At 68.8% G+C, this 16,736-nt stretch carries 12 protein-coding genes, 2 pseudogenes and 1 other annotated feature; of the genes and pseudogenes, 1 reads left to right on the forward strand and 13 read right to left on the reverse strand.

What is annotated here, in order from left to right; translation table 11 throughout:
- Nucleotides 1–490: 490 nt before the first annotated feature.
- The 10 genes and pseudogenes from IC607_RS02670 to nrdH all read right to left on the reverse strand — a co-directional run.
- A pseudogene (locus IC607_RS02670) lies at nt 491–1,470 on the reverse strand (IS3 family transposase); the annotation flags it as partial.
- Nucleotides 1,322–1,456: a sequence feature (AL1L pseudoknot), on the reverse strand. Its footprint overlaps the pseudogene before it by 135 nt.
- A gap of 8 nt (nt 1,471–1,478) precedes the next feature.
- Nucleotides 1,479–2,636 carry an IS30 family transposase gene (locus IC607_RS02675; RefSeq protein ID WP_191785433.1) on the reverse strand — a complete coding sequence of 386 codons (1,158 nt, stop codon included), beginning with the start codon at nt 2,634–2,636 and terminating at the stop codon, nt 1,479–1,481.
- Nucleotides 2,637–2,704: 68 nt separating this feature from the next.
- Nucleotides 2,705–2,992, reverse strand: a pseudogene (locus tag IC607_RS02680) (transposase); the annotation flags it as partial.
- A 474-nt stretch (nt 2,993–3,466) separates the two neighbouring features.
- Nucleotides 3,467–4,036: a hypothetical protein gene (locus tag IC607_RS02685; RefSeq protein WP_191785434.1), complete on the reverse strand. Its 570-nt coding sequence runs from the start codon at nt 4,034–4,036 to the stop codon at nt 3,467–3,469.
- Nucleotides 4,012–4,539, reverse strand: coding sequence for a hypothetical protein (locus IC607_RS02690; protein WP_191785435.1), 528 nt, complete (start codon nt 4,537–4,539; stop codon nt 4,012–4,014). Before IC607_RS02690 ends, IC607_RS02685 begins: the two co-directional genes overlap by 25 nt.
- The gene (locus IC607_RS02695) at nt 4,524–5,531 is read right to left on the reverse strand and encodes a nucleotidyltransferase (RefSeq protein ID WP_191785436.1); all 1,008 of its coding nucleotides are present in this window, start codon (nt 5,529–5,531) and stop codon (nt 4,524–4,526) included. The genes IC607_RS02690 and IC607_RS02695 overlap by 16 nt, the downstream gene beginning before the upstream one ends.
- Nucleotides 5,532–6,362: 831 nt before the next feature.
- Nucleotides 6,363–7,337: a class 1b ribonucleoside-diphosphate reductase subunit beta gene (gene nrdF, locus IC607_RS02700; protein WP_191785437.1), complete on the reverse strand. Its 975-nt coding sequence runs from the start codon at nt 7,335–7,337 to the stop codon at nt 6,363–6,365.
- Between the two features lie 37 nt (nt 7,338–7,374).
- Entirely contained in the window at nt 7,375–9,522 is a 2,148-nt protein-coding gene (gene nrdE / locus IC607_RS02705) for a class 1b ribonucleoside-diphosphate reductase subunit alpha (protein WP_191785438.1), read from the reverse strand.
- The gene (gene nrdI, locus IC607_RS02710; protein ID WP_191785439.1) at nt 9,492–9,908 is read right to left on the reverse strand and encodes a class Ib ribonucleoside-diphosphate reductase assembly flavoprotein NrdI; all 417 of its coding nucleotides are present in this window, start codon (nt 9,906–9,908) and stop codon (nt 9,492–9,494) included. The genes nrdE and nrdI overlap by 31 nt, the downstream gene beginning before the upstream one ends.
- A gap of 85 nt (nt 9,909–9,993) precedes the next feature.
- Nucleotides 9,994–10,239, reverse strand: a complete 246-nt coding sequence (gene nrdH / locus IC607_RS02715) for a glutaredoxin-like protein NrdH (RefSeq protein ID WP_191785440.1) — start codon at nt 10,237–10,239, stop codon at nt 9,994–9,996.
- 478 nt (nt 10,240–10,717) lie between these two features.
- Here nrdH and IC607_RS02720 point away from each other — a divergent pair, with 478 nt between their 5' ends.
- Nucleotides 10,718–13,957, forward strand: coding sequence for a BTAD domain-containing putative transcriptional regulator (locus IC607_RS02720; protein ID WP_191785441.1), 3,240 nt, complete (start codon nt 10,718–10,720; stop codon nt 13,955–13,957).
- Nucleotides 13,958–14,042: 85 nt separating this feature from the next.
- Here IC607_RS02720 and IC607_RS02725 read toward each other — a convergent pair whose 3' ends face one another.
- The 3 genes from IC607_RS02725 to IC607_RS02735 all read right to left on the reverse strand — a co-directional run bounded on the left by IC607_RS02725 (nt 14,043) and on the right by IC607_RS02735 (nt 16,697).
- On the reverse strand, nt 14,043–14,873 hold the full coding sequence (locus IC607_RS02725; protein ID WP_191785442.1) for an ABC transporter permease: 831 nt from the start codon (nt 14,871–14,873) through the stop codon (nt 14,043–14,045).
- Complete coding sequence (locus IC607_RS02730) at nt 14,870–15,853, reverse strand: ATP-binding cassette domain-containing protein (protein ID WP_191785443.1); 984 nt, start codon at nt 15,851–15,853, stop codon at nt 14,870–14,872. The genes IC607_RS02725 and IC607_RS02730 overlap by 4 nt, the downstream gene beginning before the upstream one ends.
- A gap of 91 nt (nt 15,854–15,944) precedes the next feature.
- A complete protein-coding gene (locus IC607_RS02735; protein ID WP_191785877.1) occupies nt 15,945–16,697 on the reverse strand; it encodes an amino acid ABC transporter ATP-binding protein in 753 nt (250 codons plus the stop codon).
- Nucleotides 16,698–16,736 lie beyond the last annotated feature (39 nt).

Below are 16,736 nucleotides of genomic sequence, written 5' to 3' on the forward strand. Positions count from 1 at the left end.
TGGTCCATTGTCTTGGGTCTTCCAGCAATAATCGTTGTCAGCACGATTGTTTGCTTCCTGATTGCCCGTAGGCCTACGGGCGCTCACTCTTGAGTGTCCCCTAGCGACGCGAAAGTTGGTGGCCGGTTCACCGATGCAACGCACTCGCCGACCCCCGCACAGGTGTACGAAGTTATGACGCCGGACGCTCCTCACGCCATGTCCTTCTCACTCGCGCCAGACTCGGACCCGCGTCGCGCCGCGCGGGAAAGCTCGACGGCGACACGATCGGCGGTCGGGCACTTCGAGCATCCGCCAACTGCAGCACGATTCGCGGCTGTGCCTTCCATCCGATGCCCGTGTCCGCACGTCCAGTGATGTTTGACGTCGCCGGGGAGAATCTGGTCGGGCGGCAGGGGGTTTAGTTGGTTGTCCCAGTCGGGCATGAGGGCTGAATAGCGCGTTGCGAGGTCGTTGAACTGAACCGCCCTGGGTTCGTTGGAGACTCGGGCTATGGGATTTCGACCAGGGTCTGGTCGCTCCCTTGTGCAGCGTAGAACTTCTTCTCGAACTCGGTCGGCGGGATGTCGCCGAGGTAGCCGTGCAGGCGCGTGGTGTTGTGCCAGTGCACCCAGCCGAGGGTGGCGAGCTCGACGTCCTCGACGGTTTTCCAGGGGCCTGAACGGGCTGGTCCGCGGATGAGCTCGGCCTTGTAGTAGCCGTTGACGGTCTCGGCCGGGGCGTTGTCATAGGAGTCGGCGACGGTCCCGATCGAGGGCGTCGCACCGATCTCGGCCAGGCGTTCGCCGTAGCGAATGGACGTGAACTGAGACCCGGCGTCGCTGTGACACCTCAGCCCGTCGACGCGGGTGCCGCGTGCCCAGCGGGCCATCTCGATAGCGTCCAGGACCATCTCGGTGCGCATGTGCGCAGCGACCCGCCAGCCGACGATCATGCGTGAGTAGACGTCGACGATGAAGCAGACGTAGGCGACCCCGGCCCAGGTCGGCACGTAGGTCAGGTCCGTGACCCACAGCTGGTTCGGCGCCGGTGCGGTGAAGTCGCGCTTGACCGGGTCCGGGTGCCGGGCTGCCAGCGGGTCGCGGCGCGTCGTGCGGACCCGTTTGGTGCGCAGCGCGCCGGTGATCTGCTCGGCGCGCATCAGACGGGCGACCTGGTCCCGCCCGACGTCCCAGCCGGCCCGGGCGGCAGCCTTCCAGAGCTTGCGGGCGCCATAGACCTGGTAGTTCTGATCCCAGATCTGCCGCAACGCGGGGCGCAGCACGGCGTCGCGCGTCGCGCGCTTGGAGGGCGCTCGGGACTTGGCCGCGTAGTACGTGCTCGGAGCCACCTGCAAGACCTCGCAGATGGGCTCGACCCCGAGCCTGCGACCTTCGACGAGCGCCGAAGCGTTGGCGTCGATGAAGGCGACTACCTCTTGTGTTGGCGGTCGAGCTCCGCCCCGAAGAAACTCGCGGCCCGCTTCAGGATCGGCGGATTCAAGCGGTGGGCGCAAGGAGTTCTGCGAACTTCTCTGATGGTGTCAGATAGTTCAGCGTCTTGCGCGGTCGGTCGTTGAGGCTGTCCTGGATCGCGTCGAGCTGCTTGCGGCTGACGAGACTCAGGTCGGTGCCCTTAGGCAGGTACTGGCGCAGGAGCCCGTTGGTGTTCTCGTTGCTGCCGCGCTGCCAGGGCGAGTGGGGGTCGCAGAAGTAGATCGGGATACCGGTGGCCGTGGTGAACGCGGCGTGCTTGGACATCTCGGCCCCTTGATCCCAGGTGATCGTCCGCGCCAAGGAGGCCGGCAGGGTGCTGATCGTGGCGCGCATCGCGACCTCGACCTGCTCCGCGCTCTTCCCATCGGGCAGGTGCAGCAGCAAGGTGAGCCGCGTGGAGCGCTCGACCAGGGTGCCTACGGCACTGCGGCTGCCCTCGCCGAGGATCAGATCGCCTTCCCAGTGGCCTGGCACGGCTCGGTCGTCGGCCTCTGCCGGACGCTCGCTGAGCATGACCATGCCGGGGATGCGTCCGCGGCCGTCGGACGTTCCGCGCGGTTTGCGGGCGGCTCGTCCGGACCGCAGGCACCGTGCCAGTTCGCGGCGCAGCTCGCCTCGTCCCTGTATGAACAGCGACTGGTAGATCGTCTCGTGACTCACGCGCATCTCCGGATCGGCGGCGTGATCCAACCGTAGGCGGGCAGCGATCTCCTGCGGTGACCAGAGCTGCTCGAGCCGACGAGCCACTTCCGTAAGGAGCCGGCCCAAGGCGAGCTTGAACGGCTTGGGGCGACGGGCCTGCTCGCGAGCACGTTCGTGCGAATGCCAGGCCGAGTAGCTGGCCCGGCCGCCGCCGCGCTTGACCTCACGGCTGATCGTCGACACCGCCCGTCCCAGCTGCTCGGCGATCAAGGTGAACGTGTCGCCGCGGTTGATCCCGAGCATGATCTGCTCACGCTCGTCGATGGTCAGCTGGCCAGGGCGGGGCTTCCAGCCGAACGGCTTGGCATCGAGGTGCCGGCCGGTGCGGGCCATGATGCCGACCATCGGCGCGCTGCAGCCGATCTCCTTTGCGATGTCGACCAGCCGCCAGCCTCTCGCGTGAAGCCTGAGCGCGAGCTGCTTCTGCTCCCGGCTGAGATGACCGTGCTTGCCCTGCATCCGGATCCTCCTGTGCTCAGCGACTGCCTCATCTCACAGGACTCGTTGCACTGACCGCTTGAATCCGCCATCTCGTTCGCCCTCCGCAGCTCACGAACCTCCTGCTCGAGCTCGAGGACCCGGGCGTTGTCCGACGTGCTGACGCCAGGCGCGTTGCCGTCGTCGATGTCGGCCTGGCGGACCCACAGCCGGACCGACTCGGTGCCGTAGCCGAGTTGGCTCGCGACCCGATGAACGGTCCCGTGATCGGTGCCCAGCTCGGCGCGCAGCGTGCGGACCATGCGGACCGCGGCGTCCTTCTCCTCCTGCGAGTACCGACGTGTAGTCGGCTTGCCCTTCGACAGATCCTTCGGCATGGCTCCATCCTCGTTTCCAAGGTCAAGAGCCTCCAAGCAACCCAGGGCGGTTCAGTGGCGTCACGATCGCCATCGGTGGCGCCACGCTAGGCATCCCGACCTCAATGCTGGTTTCGGCCCTCGTGCTGCTGGCCGGTGCGTTGGCAACAGGCTGGTACCTCGGCGTCGCGCACCGACCCTCACCGACAGAGGGCGAGTAGCGCGGCCCATCCTGTCGCCAGTACGGCTAGAACTGCCGCCAAGTCGACCCACCTCGCCAAGCGGAGCGACGCGTTCCACCTACCCATCCGGCCACGCCGTAGACAAAACCACGCCCCCACCGCTGCCACTGCCACTGCCACTGTCAAGATCTCGCGCAGACACTGCGCTCTTGCCCACAAGACCGCAGTCTCGATACGCGCGCTTTGGCGTGTCCGTAGGCACGCGGGCTCGACCGCCCGTTCGGCTCCAGGTCCCGCCGACCGTGGCAGGAGGTCAGTCCAGCCACCCGTGACGCCTGGCCAGGCCCCACCACCGATGCGGTACGGCGCGCCGCCAACCGAACCGCCTCGCGACGGCCCGATTGAGTTTTTCGAGCTGCGCTCCGTGCCCCGTTGGGCCCCAGCCAGACAGGTTCATTCCGGTCGGTTGACTCACTGGCGGCATGCCCCACGCTGATTCGCAGAATGGCGCGACTTCTGCATCGATCGCCCGGCAGACCTCTAGTAGGACATCCTGGACGTACTTGCTCTCTGCGGCTACCCATGCCTTGCTGCGCGCGAGTTCTTCTTGGATGTCGCTGCCTAGCGCCGAGAGTGCGGCAAGCGTTGCGGGATCGTCGCCCGCGCGGCGCCGGATGCGGAAGGCGAACTCGACCCGGCGCAGGAGCACCGTGCTCACAGCGGCGTACCCGTCGCGTCGCGTCGATGATGTCGAACGCATGCCGTCGAGGACCGAGGTGACGAACGCTGCTACGGCTGACGAGCCCAGCACGGCAACAGCGATCGTTTTCCACGGGACGCCATCGCTCGCGGTGGCTTTCACAACTTCTTCAAGCGTGCCCACCGGGCCGCCTCCTTCCGCATGAACGGGGTCAAGATCGGGTGCTGTCCGCGAGGGGGATTGCCATGCGGCGCATCCTCCACCGGCCACTCACCATGCCGGCGCCAGTACTCCTCGAACGCCAGATGCCGTTGCACGCACAGCACGTAGTCCTCGAACCCGTCATCCCACTGCCACGTCAGCTCTCGCCGATCGAGGGGGTAGAAAAGACACAGCCCGGCGTACTTGGCGCCGAACGTCGTGCCGTCAAGGTTCGGGCTGCGGTGCAACCATGGCCTCGGCGCCCCGATCGGGAAAGCGGTGACGTCCCCTGAGCTCGCCACCACGACCCTGGCCCGCTCGTCGGGGTAGGCGGGCAGGTCTCGAAGCGGCGCGAAGGTCAGGTTGAACACGATGTGCCCGTGCGCTACGAACACTCGGTCGACGGAGCACCCAGGAATCGTGTCCTGCAGGACCCCGGCTGCGAGCTCGGGTGCCTGCAGGACGTCGATCAGCTGGAGCGCCATGCCCGACGCGGTTGAGTCTGAGCGACCCCCGCGGTACTAGGGGACAGGTAACCGCCGGTGGCGATCGAGCCGGAGGCCCAGTTCTTCATCGCCTGGTGCTCGCTGATGGGCTCAGGCTCAGGGAAGTCCGAGCCAAGGATTTCGTGCCAGACGCCGATCGCGGCGCGTGCGTCACCGCTGGCCTCCAGGGCGATAGCCTCACCGGCGCCCTGAGCGGCCTCCCCGAGGACCTTCCTGGCGAGCTGCCGTTCGGCTGGGCTCCACTTGCCGGTCATGTCGTCCTCGCCAGCCGGCTCGAGCAACGGGCCAGCGAGGATCTGGGGCGCGGCCTGCAGCAGCTTGAGCAACGCCTCCTGAGGCGCTACCGACGCGGTGATCACCTGGTAAGCCAGGGACTCAGCGGCAATCCCCTTAAAGAAGTCGAGCTCCGGATGGTGCTTGATGAGCGCCTTGAACATGCGGACCTGGTGCACGAACGTGCCGCCAGTGAGTACGTTCCGCTTCTGGACGTTGGTGATCTGGATCCGCGTGTTGCTCGGGATCCACTCCCCGAGCTCGCGATCCCCGATCAGCACGTACCGGCCGTCAGCATCATCCAGGGCGGGCACCAGGTCGATGGTGAACTCGACACCAGGCAGGTGAACACGGAGTGCCTTCGCTGCTGGGGCCTCCCCCTGGTCGAACAGCGCGCCAGGCCAGTGCTCGGCGACGCAGCGCCGGAAGAACTCCATCGCCTGTGCGGGTCCGCTCGGTCCGTCCAGGCCCGGCCACGCGTCCGAGGCCAGGATGATGACGATGTCGACGTCCTTGAGCGGCTTGAGCATCGTCTTGCGCGCAAACGAGCCCTGCAGGAACGAGTCCTTGACCTGACCGTTGTCCTCCAGGAGCTCACGGATCTCGCGGTGGAGATCCTGAGCATGACGCCGCTCGCCCGGGTCGAGATTGAGGTGGCCGTCGAACTCTTCGAACGCGGAACTGACGGTTGAAACCATGGCAGATCCTCTCCAGATCCGTCTTCACAGATCCTGGCTAGGAGACGCCGACGCGCTGACTCACGAACAGTCATTCCCTGGAGGGTGTGACATGATCAGAGCAAGTTCGGGAGAACTTCGACGACGAACGGCATCTCGTGATGGGTGTTCAGTTGTCACGACGGGTCGGGTGTTGGCGCACCCGGCCCGTTCGCATGTGTGGTTGATCCGAGGTGAATCCCACGTGTGTGATTTAAAGCATACTCGCGCCGTGCGACATCCACCGGGTCGTCAGTCGACTCGTGCCGACGGACGGACTCCCCACGTCATCACCTCAGGGACAGATCTGCCTCCCGTAGGCCGACGGCTCCACGTTCGCGCCATCTCCGTGAGTTGGAGCAGCGTCTGCGGTGCGGGATAACACTTGCCGGCCGTGTTCGGCGCGAAGCGTCCCTACCCCCGCGCAGCGCCTCTATGAGCCCTTCATGAACGTCGCCGCCACGGTGCCTCTTGCGGGCGACCGGTGCGTCGCAGCAGGGCCTGCGCAAGCGCCTCTCAGTTGAGGCCAGCACGCTCGTGATCAGGCTCGTGGTGAACACGCGACGACCCGATGCCCACGCTCGCAAGTCCCCTTCGCCGGGCAAACTCGATGCCGCGCACTGACCCCCAAGAGAGGTTCAGCAGGCTGCAAAGCAGGTCCTAACATCGGGTAATGACTGCGCACATCGGGCCACCGCCGCAGATTTGGGTGCGACGGCGGCCCGATGCCTGAGGCAAGGACCGCAACTTCTAGTGTCACAACACAGACAAAACTGTCACCTCACACACCGGCAGCGGGTGGAGATGGGGTGGTCAGAACTCCCAGTCCTCGTCCTCGGTGTTCACGGCCTTGCCGATCACGTAGGACGAGCCCGAGCCGGAGAAGAAGTCGTGGTTCTCGTCGGCGTTGGGCGACAGCGCGGACAGGATCGCCGGGTTGACGTCCGTCTCGTCGCGCGGGAACAGCGCCTCGTAGCCCAGGTTCATGAGGGCCTTGTTGGCGTTGTAGCGCAGGAACTTCTTGACGTCCTCGGTCAGGCCGACGCCGTCGTAGAGGTCCTGCGTGTACTCCACCTCGTTGTCGTACAGCTCGAAGAGCAGCTCGAACGTGTAGTTCTTGAGCTCCTCGCGCTCGGCGGCGGAGACCCGCTCAAGACCCTTCTGGTACTTGTAGCCGATGTAGTACCCGTGCACGGCCTCGTCGCGGATGATGAGGCGGATGAGGTCGGCCGTGTTGGTGAGCTTGGCGCGGCTGGACCAGTACATGGGCAGGTAGAAGCCCGAGTAGAAGAGGAACGACTCCAGCAGCGTGCTGGCCACCTTCCGCTTCAGGGGCGAGTCGCCGCGGTAGTAGTCCATGACGATCTCGGCCTTGCGCTGGAGGTTCGCGTTCTCCTCCGACCAGCGGAACGCCTCGTCGATCTCCTTGGTGGAGCACAGGGTCGAGAAGATCGAGCTGTAGGACTTGGCGTGCACCGACTCCATGAACGCGATGTTCGTGTAGACGGCCTCCTCGTGCGGCGTGATCGCGTCGGGGATCAGCGAGACCGCGCCGACGGTGCCCTGGATCGTGTCCAGGAGCGTCAGGCCGGTGAAGACGCGCATGGTGAGCGTCTTCTCCTGCTCGGTCAGGGTCGCCCACGACTGCACGTCGTTGGACACCGGCACCTTCTCCGGCAGCCAGAAGTTGCCGACCAGGCGGTCCCAGACGTCCGCGTCCTTGTCGTCCTCGAGCCGGTTCCAGTTGATCGCCGACACACGGCTGATCAGCTTCAGCTTCTCGCTCATCGTGATTCCTTCAGGTGGTTCAGGGTGTGGGGCGCGGTCAGAGCATGCACGAGACGCAGCCGTCCACCTCCGTCCCCTCCAGCGCGAGCTGGCGGAGGCGGATGTAGTAGATCGTCTTGATGCCCTTGCGCCAGGCGTAGATCTGGGCCTTGTTCAGGTCACGCGTGGTGGCCGTGTCCTTGAAGAACAGCGTCAGCGACAGGCCCTGGTCCACGTGCTGCGTGGCCTCGGCGTAGGTGTCGATGACCTTCTCGTAGCCGATCTCGTACGCGTCCTGGTAGTACTCCAGGTTGTCGTTCGTCATGAACGGCGCCGGGTAGTAGACGCGGCCGATCTTGCCTTCCTTGCGGATCTCGATCTTCGACGCGATCGGGTGGATCGAGCTCGTCGAGTGGTTGATGTAGCTGATCGAGCCCGTGGGCGGCACGGCCTGCAGGTTCTGGTTGTAGATGCCGTGCTCCTGGACGGAGGCGGCCAGCTCGCGCCAGTCGTCCTGCGTCGGAATGTGCACGCCGGCCTCGGCGAACAGCTCGGCGACGCGTGCGGTCCGCGGCTCCCACGTGCGCTCGACGTACTTCTCGAAGTACTCGCCGGTGGCGTACTTGGAGTCCTCGAAGCCGAAGAACTTCTGATTGCGCTCCTGGGCCAGCAGGTTCGACGCCCGGATGGCGTGGTACGCGACCGTGTAGAAGTAGATGTTGGTGAAGTCGAGGCCCTCGTCGGAGCCGTAGTGGATCCGCTCGCGCGCCAGGAACCCGTGCAGGTTCATCTGGCCCAGACCGATGGCGTGGCCGCCGCGGTTGGCCTTCTTCACCGACGGCACCGACTCGATGTCCGTCTGGTCGGAGACCGCCGTCAGCGCACGGATGGCCGTCTCCACCGACTTGCCGAAGTCCGGCCCGTCCATCGCCAGCGCGATGTTCATGGAGCCCAGGTTGCAGGAGATGTCGCGGCCGACCTCGTTGTAGGAGAGGTCCTCGTTGAACGTCGACGGCGTGGAGACCTGCAGGATCTCCGAGCACAGGTTGGAGTGCGTGATCTTGCCCTTGACGGGGTTGGCACGGTTGACCGTGTCCTCGAACATCACGTACGGGTAGCCCGACTCGAACTGCAGCTCCGCGAGCGTCTGGAAGAACTCGCGCGCGTTGATCTTGGTCTTGCGGATGGACGCGTTGTCGACCATCTCGTAGTACTTCTCGGTGACGTTCACGTCGGCGAACGGCTGGCCGTACACGCGCTCGACGTCGTACGGCGAGAAGAGGTACATCGGCTCGTTCTTCTTGGCGAGCTCGAACGTGATGTCCGGGATCACGACGCCCAGCGACAGGGTCTTGATGCGGATCTTCTCGTCGGCGTTCTCGCGCTTGGTGTCGAGGAACCGGTAGATGTCCGGGTGGTGCGCGTGCAGGTACACGGCGCCGGCACCCTGACGCGCACCGAGCTGGTTGGCGTAGCTGAACGAGTCCTCGAGCAGCTTCATCACGGGGATGACGCCGGAGCTCTGGTTCTCGATGTGCTTGATGGGGGCACCGTGCTCGCGCACGTTGCTCAGCAGCAGGGCCACGCCGCCGCCGCGCTTGGAGAGCTGCAGCGCGGAGTTGATGCCGCGCGCGATCGACTCCATGTTGTCCTCGATGCGCAGCAGGAAGCAGGACACGGGCTCGCCGCGCTGCGCCTTGCCGAGGTTGAGGAACGTGGGCGTCGCCGGCTGGAACCGGCCGGAGACGATCTCGTCGACCAGCGAGATCGCGAAGTCCTGGTCACCTTCGGCCAGCGAGAGCGCCACCATGCACACGCGGTCCTCGAAGCGCTCGAGGTAGCGCTTCCCGTCGAACGTCTTGAGCGTGTACGACGTGTAGTACTTGAACGCGCCCAGGAACGTCTGGAACCGGAACTTCTTCGAGTACGCGTACTGGAAGAGCGTCTTGATGAACGTCCGGTCGTACTGCGCCAGCACCGCCGGGTCGTAGTACTTGTTCTCGACGAGGTAGTCGAGCTTCTCGTCCAGGTCGTGGAAGAAGACCGTGTTCTGGTTGACGTGCTGCAGGAAGTACGCGCGCGCCGCCTCGCGGTCCTTGTCGAACTGGATCTCCCCGTCCGCGCCATACAGGTTCAGCATGGCGTTGAGGGCGTGGTAGTCCAGCCCCGTCAGGTCTACGCGGGTATCTGTGACTGTCGCTGCCAAAATCGTCCCAATCCCTCACGGACGCGTGTCACGTCCTCGCTGGTTCCCATGAGCTCGAACCCGTACAGGTAGGGGACGCGGCACTTGGCCGCGATGATGTCCCCCGCGATGCAGTAGGCCTCGCCGAAATTCGTGTTGCCCGCGGCGATGACGCCGCGGATCAGTGAGCGGTTGCCCTCGTCGTTGAGGAACTTCACGACCTGACGGGGTACCGCGCCGCCCTCGTTGCCCCCGCCGTACGTCGGCACGACGAGCACATAGGGCTCGGTGACGTGCAGGAACGGATCGGTGGGACGCAGCGGGATGCGGGAGGCCGCCAGGCCGAGCTTCTCGACGAAGCGGTGCGTGTTGTCCGAGGCCGACGAGAAGTACACGAGCGAGCCCATGCGGATCCCCTCAACCTCGGGTCGGTGCTGGTGGCGACGAGCCGGCGCAGCGCGTGCGCGCGGTCTCGTCGGCCGGGTGCGGGCGTCAGGCGGAGACGGCCGCGAGACGCTCGGAGAGGGCGCCGATGCGGTCCGGGCGGTAGCCCGACCAGTGCTCGCCGTCCACGATCACGACGGGTGCCTGCAGGTGGCCCAGCGACATCACGTAGTCGCGGGCGTCCGCGTCCTCGCTGATGTCGACGACCGTGTACTCGGCGCCCAGCTTGTCGAGGGCACGGTAGGTCGCGTTGCACTGCACGCAGGCCGGCTTGCTGTAGACCGTGATCGTCATCGTGCGCTCCGTCGAAGTGAGTCGTGAGTTCTGTGAAGGACCCCCTGTCGGAGCCCCTCGCCCCCTGCCGCCGAGGCCTCCGGAGAGTCCCCGCCGTTCCTGCCGAGTGCGTGAGCAAGACACTACACCTTGTGTCTGACACTGCAATGGACCACTAGGTGTTGTGTTACACCAGTGTCGTTTTTCACCCTGTGCGCCGAGTTTCACACTACCTGTGGGCACTGACACGACGCCCTGGCCAGCGCGTTCACGCGAGCGCAACAGGACTCGCCGACGACGACCCACAGGCCGTCCACACCGACACGCCCGTCGTCCCCAGCACCGTCCACAGCGCGCGACCGACGAAGACACGGGACGAACCAGCCCAACGACGACGAATCGCCGTTCAGCTGGGTTCCGCGAGCACCCTGCGCCGCACGCCGCCGTCCCCGGACGGCAGGTTCGGCGGAGGGGGCGGTCGATAGGCGATGCTGGGGCCGTGCAGATCACGACGCTCGGCGAGCTCGCCGTCGACGGCCGGCCGGTGCGCGGTGAGCGGCTCGCGGCCGTGCTGCGCGAGCTGGTCGATGCACGCGGACGCACCGTCTCGGTCGGCGCGCTCGTCGACGCCGTGTGGGACGGCGAGCCACCGCAGGACCAGACGGGCGCGATCCAGGCGCTGGTCTCGCGCCTGCGCCGCACCGGCGTGCCGATCCTCGCAGCTCCCGGCGGGTACCGTCTGGCCGCCGACGACGTCCACGTGGACGCGACCGACGCCCAGCACCTGGCCGAGCGCGCGTCGGCCGCGCTGCAGGCCGGCCGGGCCGACGAGGCGCAGCACGCGGCCGACGCCGCGCGCGCCCTGTTCCCCGCCGTGCCCGACCTCGACGACGGCGCCACCGCCCGGCTGTTCTCCGACGTCGCGGGGGTCCGCGCCCGGGCCGCGCTCGCCGGCGCCGGCCCGCTGGACGGCACGGACCTGCACCGCCTGGTCACGCGCACCCCGCCCGACGAGCCCGCTCTCGCCGTCCTGGTCCGCGTGCTCGCGGCGCAGGGGCGCGACGCGGAGGCGCTCGAGCTCGTCGACCGCGTCCGCACCGAGCTCGTCGACCGCTACGGGGCGGACCTGTCCCCCGTCGTCGTCGACGCGCACGTGGCCCTGCTGCGCGGTGAGCTCGCGCCGCGCAGCGAGCCCACGCCCGCTGTCCCCGCCGCCCCGGCCCACACCACGGTCGCGATGCCGGCGGCCTGGCGCCGGTCCACCACACCCCTGCTGGGCCGCGACGACGACCTGGCGGCGGTGCTGCGTGCCGTCGACACCGCCCCCCTCGTGACGCTCGTCGCCACGGGGGGCGCGGGCAAGACCCGGCTGGCCTCGGAGGTGGCCCGGACGGTGGCCGCGCGCGGACGCTCGGTCCGCGTCGTCGAGCTGGCCGGCCTGCGCGCGTCCGACGAGGTGTTCCCGACCGTGCTGGGCGCCATCGGCGGCATGGACACGACCCCCAGCCGCGCGGACCTCAACGCCGAGCGGCGGATGCGGGAGCCGCTCGACCGTCTGCGCGTGGCGGCCGCGGACCTCGACGGTCTGCTGGTGCTCGACAACTGCGAGCACGTCCTGGACGCGGCCGCGCGGGTGGTGGCCGACCTGCTCGACGTCGCATCGCCCGACCTCGTGGTCCTCGCCACCAGCCGTGCCCCGCTGGGCCTGGTGGGTGAGGAGGTGCACCGGCTGGGCACGCTGCCCGACGCCGACGCGCTCGACCTGCTCGAGTCGCGCGCCCGCGCCGCCCGGCCCGACCTGGCCTGGGACGCGGCGCGGGTGCTCGAGCTGTGCCACCGCCTCGACAACCTCCCGCTCGCGCTCGAGCTGGCCGCCGCGCGGCTGCGCTCGATGCCCGTCGAGGACGTCCTGGACGGGCTCGACGACCGGTTCGGCCTGCTCGACGACGCCCTGCGGGGCCTGCCGGACCGCCACGCGAGCCTCTGGGCGATGGTCGACTGGTCGCGTGAGCTGCTGACCCCGAACGACCGGACGCTGCTGCAGCGGCTCTCCGTCGTCGCGGGCTCGTTCAGCGCCGAGACAGCCGTCGCGATCTGCGGCGACACGCAGCCGGCCGTCGTGCGCCGCGGGCTGGCCGGGCTCGTCGACCAGTCGCTGCTCAGCCTCGCCGACCAGGGGCCGGGCCCGGCGCGCTACCGCATGCTCGAGACGGTGCGGGAGTACGGCGAGGCGCGGCTCGACGCGTCAGGCGAGCGCGCGGGCACGATGTCCGCCCTGGTCGCCTGGGCGCGACGACGAGCGGTGGCGCTGCGCGCGGACTTCATCGGGCCGGCCCAGCTGCAGGCGTACGAGGCCGCGTCCGACGACGGCGAGGCGCTCCTGGTCGCGGCCCGGTGGGCCCTGGCGCACGACGACGAGCCCGCGGCGCTCGACATCCTGTCCGCTCTCTTCGGGCTCTGGACCGTCCGAGGCCTGCACAGCGAGGTCGTCGCCTGGGCGCAACGACTCCTGCACCTCGAGGACCCGCGGGCCCGCGCACGCTCGGCCTTCCTCAACGGTGCGGGCTCGGGCCGGCCCGTGCCCGACGCCGAGACCGCGGCCGTCGTCGCGACGTACGTCGGGTTGAACAGCGGCGTGATCGAGTCCGCCCGGATGGGCGCACTCGGGCTGCGCGCTGCGCGCACGGTGCTGCGCGAGCGGCCCGACGAGATCACGCCGCGCTCGCGCGCGCTGGCCGAGACCATGCCGGCCCTGAGCGCCGGCGACTTCACGCAGATGGCTGGGCCGGCCGAGCGCCTCGTGGCGTCCGGCGACCCGTACCTGCAGGGCATCGGCCTGTTCCTGCGCGCGGCCGTCCAGGAGAACGACGGCAGCTCCCCGGAGTCCGGCGACGACGCGCGCGAGGCCTACCGCCGCTTCGAGGAGGCCGGCGACCACTGGGGCATGGGGATGGCGGCGCAGGGGCTGGGGCAGTGGATCGGCGGCGGGCTGGGATCGCCGGAGTCCGCGACGTGGTTGCAGCTCGGCGTGCACCACCTCGAGCTGATCGGCGCGTTCGGTGACGCCCGCGGCATCCGCGTGCTGCTGGACGTGCAGCAGGCGCTGCACGGCGACGAGGAGGCCTACGCCCGGGTGCAGACCGTGGCGACGTCCGACCAGGTCGACGAGGGCGACGCCGCCCAGGCCGAGCTGGGGCTGGCCCACATCGCCCTGATGCGCGGCCAGCACGCGTCGGCCGTCGCGCACGCCGAGGCCGCGCTCGCCCGCGTCGTCGACCGACCGGTCAACCCGCCCCAGGCCCGCGCGCTGACGCGGGCGACCGCCGCGATGGTCCACCTGCGCAGCCTGGCCGAGGGCTCGGGCGTGGGCGGCGAGACGACGGCCAGGACGACGACCGTCGCGGCAACCGAGGCGCGCGCGGTCGAGCTGCTGCGCGCGGCGGCCGACGACGCCGTCCCCGGGTCGGACATGCCGATCGTCGGCGCCTACGCGATGGGCCTGGCCGAGCTCGCGGCGTTCCGCGGTCTGCGCGAGCCGACGGTCGAGCTCCACGCGATCGGCACGCGCCTGGGCGCGAACCTGCAGTGGATGTTCGACCCCGAGGGCAGCGGCCAGGTCGCCGCCCTCGTCGGCGACGCCGCCGCGCGGGCAGCCGCCCTGGAGCCCCTGCGGACGGTGCGGCCGTCCGTGCTGGCCAAGCGCGTCGGCGAGCTGGCCGACGCGCTGCTCGGCCTCTGACCTCACGCGCACGGCCCTGTCAGGTCGCGGCGAACGACAGAGAAAGGGGCGGCCCGCACAGCGGACCGCCCCTTCTCACTGGTCGTCAGACCTTCTTGCGGTACGCCCGCATGGCCAGCGGCATGAACACCGCGACGAGGCCGACGCACCAGGCCAGGGTCCACCACACGTGCATCCCGACCGGCTGCCCCATGAACAGGGCACGCATCGAGTCGACCAGGTGCGTGAGCGGGTTGACCTTGACGAAGCCCTGCATCCAGCCGGGCAACGTGCCGCCGGGGACGAAGGTCGTCGACGCGAAGCTCAGCGGCATGATCAGCAGGAACATGATCCCCTGCACGGCGCCGCTGGTGCGGGCCTTCATGCCGACGAACACCGACACCCACGACAACGACAAGGCGAACACGATCGCGAGGAGGCAGGCCGCGACGGCCGCGAGCACGCTGCCCTCGAGGCGGAAGCCCATGAGCGAGCCGATGAGCAGCGTCACGACGGTGACGATGACGTAGCGGACCACGTCGCCCAGCACGGCACCGACGAGCGGGGCCGAGCGCGGCACGGGCAGCGACCGGAACCGGTCGAAGATGCCCTTCTCCAGGTCGGTGTTGAGGTTGACGCCGATCGCGATGGCGCCCGTGGCGATCGTCTGCGCCAGGATGCCCGGCAGCAGGAACTGCAGGTAGGAGGCGGTCGATCCGGCGACGGCACCGCCGAAGATGTAGACGAAGATCACCAGGAAGATCGCCGGCTGCAGCGTGACGTCGATGAGCGCCTCCGGCGTGCGCCACGTCTTGATGAGGCTGCGCTTGGCCAGCGCCAGGGAGTGCCGCAGCAGCGGCAAAGGCTTGCGGGAGACCTCGGCGGCGCGCGGGACCGTGCTGGTGCGCGGGGTGGGGGTCAGGGTCGCGGTGCTCATGCGGCGACCTCCTTCGTGACGGTCGTGTCGTCGTCGGACGCCGTGCGTCCGGTCAGCTTGAAGAACACCTCGTCCAGGCTGGGCAGGTGCAGGGAGAGCTCGGTGACGCCGATGCCGGCGGCGGCCAGCCGGGAGACGGTGGCGGTCAACGCGGTGTCGTCGGACACGGGGACCGACAGGACGCCCTTGCGGTCCTCGACCGCACCGGTCACGCCCGTGGAGACCTGCGACAGGATCGTCGCCGTCTCCTCCATGCGGGCCAGGTCGGACGGGCGCACCTCGAGCGTCTGGCCGCCGACCAGGTGCTTGAGCCCGTCGGGGGTGTCGTGCGCGATGACGCGGCCGTGGTCGATGACCGTGATCTCGTCGGCCAGCGCGTCGGCCTCCTCCAGGTACTGCGTGGTCAGCAGGACGGTGGAGCCGTCGGTGACCAGCGACCGCACCACGTCCCACATGTCCTCGCGCTTGGCGGGGTCCAGGCCGGTGGTCGGCTCGTCGAGGAAGATGACCTCGGGGCGCCCGACGAGGCTCGCGGCCAGGTCGAGGCGGCGGCGCATGCCGCCGGAGTAGGTCTTGGCGGGCCGGTCGGCGGCCTCGGTCAGGCCGAACCACTCGAGCAGCTCGGTGGCGCGAGCCCGCGAGCCGGCGCGGCCCAGGTCCAGCAGCGTGCCGAACAGCACGAGGTTCTGGCGGCCCGTGAGGTCCTCGTCCACGGACGCGTACTGGCCGGTGAGGCCGATCGTCTGGCGGACCTGCTGGGACTGCTTGACGACGTCGAAGCCCGCGATGGTCGCGTGGCCCGCGTCGGGGGTCAGGAGGGTGGACAGGATGCGGACGGCGGTCGTCTTGCCGGCGCCGTTGGGGCCGAGGACGCCGAGAACGGTGCCTCGCTTGACGGCCAGGTCGACGCCCTGCAGCGCCTTGGTCTGGCCGAAGTGCTTGACGAGGCCCTCGGCCTCGATCACCAGGTCTGTGCTCATGGGTGCAACCCTGCACGCCCCCGCTGACACGCCACCGACACGGGCCCGACACCCCTCGTCAGGCCGCTGACACGGCCCGACGCACCGCGGCCTACAGGACGTGGGCCAGGAAGTCCTGGGTGCGAGGCTCCGTGGGTGCGTCGATGACCTGGGCGACCGGGCCGTGCTCGACGACGGCGCCGTCGGCCATGAAGACGACCTGGTCGGCGACCTCGCGCGCGAAGCCGATCTCGTGCGTCACGACGATCATCGTCATGCCGGACGCGGCGAGGTCGCGCATGACGCCGAGCACCTCGCCGACGAGCTCCGGATCGAGGGCCGACGTCGGCTCGTCGAACAGCATGAGGTCGGGGTCCATGGCCAGCGCCCGGGCGATCGCGACGCGCTGCTGCTGACCGCCCGAGAGCTGCGACGGGTAGTGCTCGAGGCGGTCCGAGAGCCCGACGCGGGTCAACAGCTCGGCGGCCCGCTCGCGAGCCTCGGCCTTGCTCTTGCCCAGCACCTGGATCGGCGCCTCCATCACGTTGCCGATCGCCGTCATGTGCGGGAACAGGTTGAAGCGCTGGAACACCATGCCGACGCGGGCGCGCTGCACGGCGATCTTCTTGGGGTGCAGGCGGTGGAGCCTGCCGCCCTCCTCGCGGTAGCCCTGCAGCTCACCCTCGACGTGGATGGAGCCCGCGCCGATCTCCTCGAGCTGGTTGATGCAGCGCAGCGCGGTCGACTTGCCGGAGCCCGACGGGCCCAGCATCACGGTCACCGTGCCGCGCGGGACCACCAGGTCCACGCCGGTCAGCACGTGGTTGTCGCCGTACCACTTGTGCACGCCGGCCAGCTCGACCATGGGGGCGTTCGGGTCGAGGCCGTCCGTGCGACCTGCGTC

It is taken from the genome of Cellulomonas sp. JH27-2, assembly GCF_014837175.1.
In the GTDB taxonomy this organism is placed as follows: Bacteria; Actinomycetota; Actinomycetes; order Actinomycetales; family Cellulomonadaceae; genus Cellulomonas.

Excerpts from the sequence above, each read along its gene's own strand:
- IC607_RS02735 (WP_191785877.1), bottom strand. The coding sequence starts at position 16,697 with ATGGTCGAGCTGGCCGGCGTGCACAAGTGGTACGGCGACAACCACGTG.
- IC607_RS02730 (WP_191785443.1), bottom strand. The coding sequence starts at position 15,853 with ATGAGCACAGACCTGGTGATCGAGGCCGAGGGCCTCGTCAAGCACTTC.
- nrdF (WP_191785437.1), bottom strand. The coding sequence starts at position 7,337 with ATGAGCGAGAAGCTGAAGCTGATCAGCCGTGTGTCGGCGATCAACTGG.
- nrdI (WP_191785439.1), bottom strand. The coding sequence starts at position 9,908 with ATGGGCTCGCTCGTGTACTTCTCGTCGGCCTCGGACAACACGCACCGC.
- IC607_RS02695 (WP_191785436.1), bottom strand. The coding sequence starts at position 5,531 with ATGGTTTCAACCGTCAGTTCCGCGTTCGAAGAGTTCGACGGCCACCTC.
- IC607_RS02675 (WP_191785433.1), bottom strand. The coding sequence starts at position 2,636 with ATGCAGGGCAAGCACGGTCATCTCAGCCGGGAGCAGAAGCAGCTCGCG.
- IC607_RS02725 (WP_191785442.1), bottom strand. The coding sequence starts at position 14,873 with ATGAGCACCGCGACCCTGACCCCCACCCCGCGCACCAGCACGGTCCCG.
- IC607_RS02690 (WP_191785435.1), bottom strand. The coding sequence starts at position 4,539 with ATGGCGCTCCAGCTGATCGACGTCCTGCAGGCACCCGAGCTCGCAGCC.
- nrdH (WP_191785440.1), bottom strand. The coding sequence starts at position 10,239 with ATGACGATCACGGTCTACAGCAAGCCGGCCTGCGTGCAGTGCAACGCG.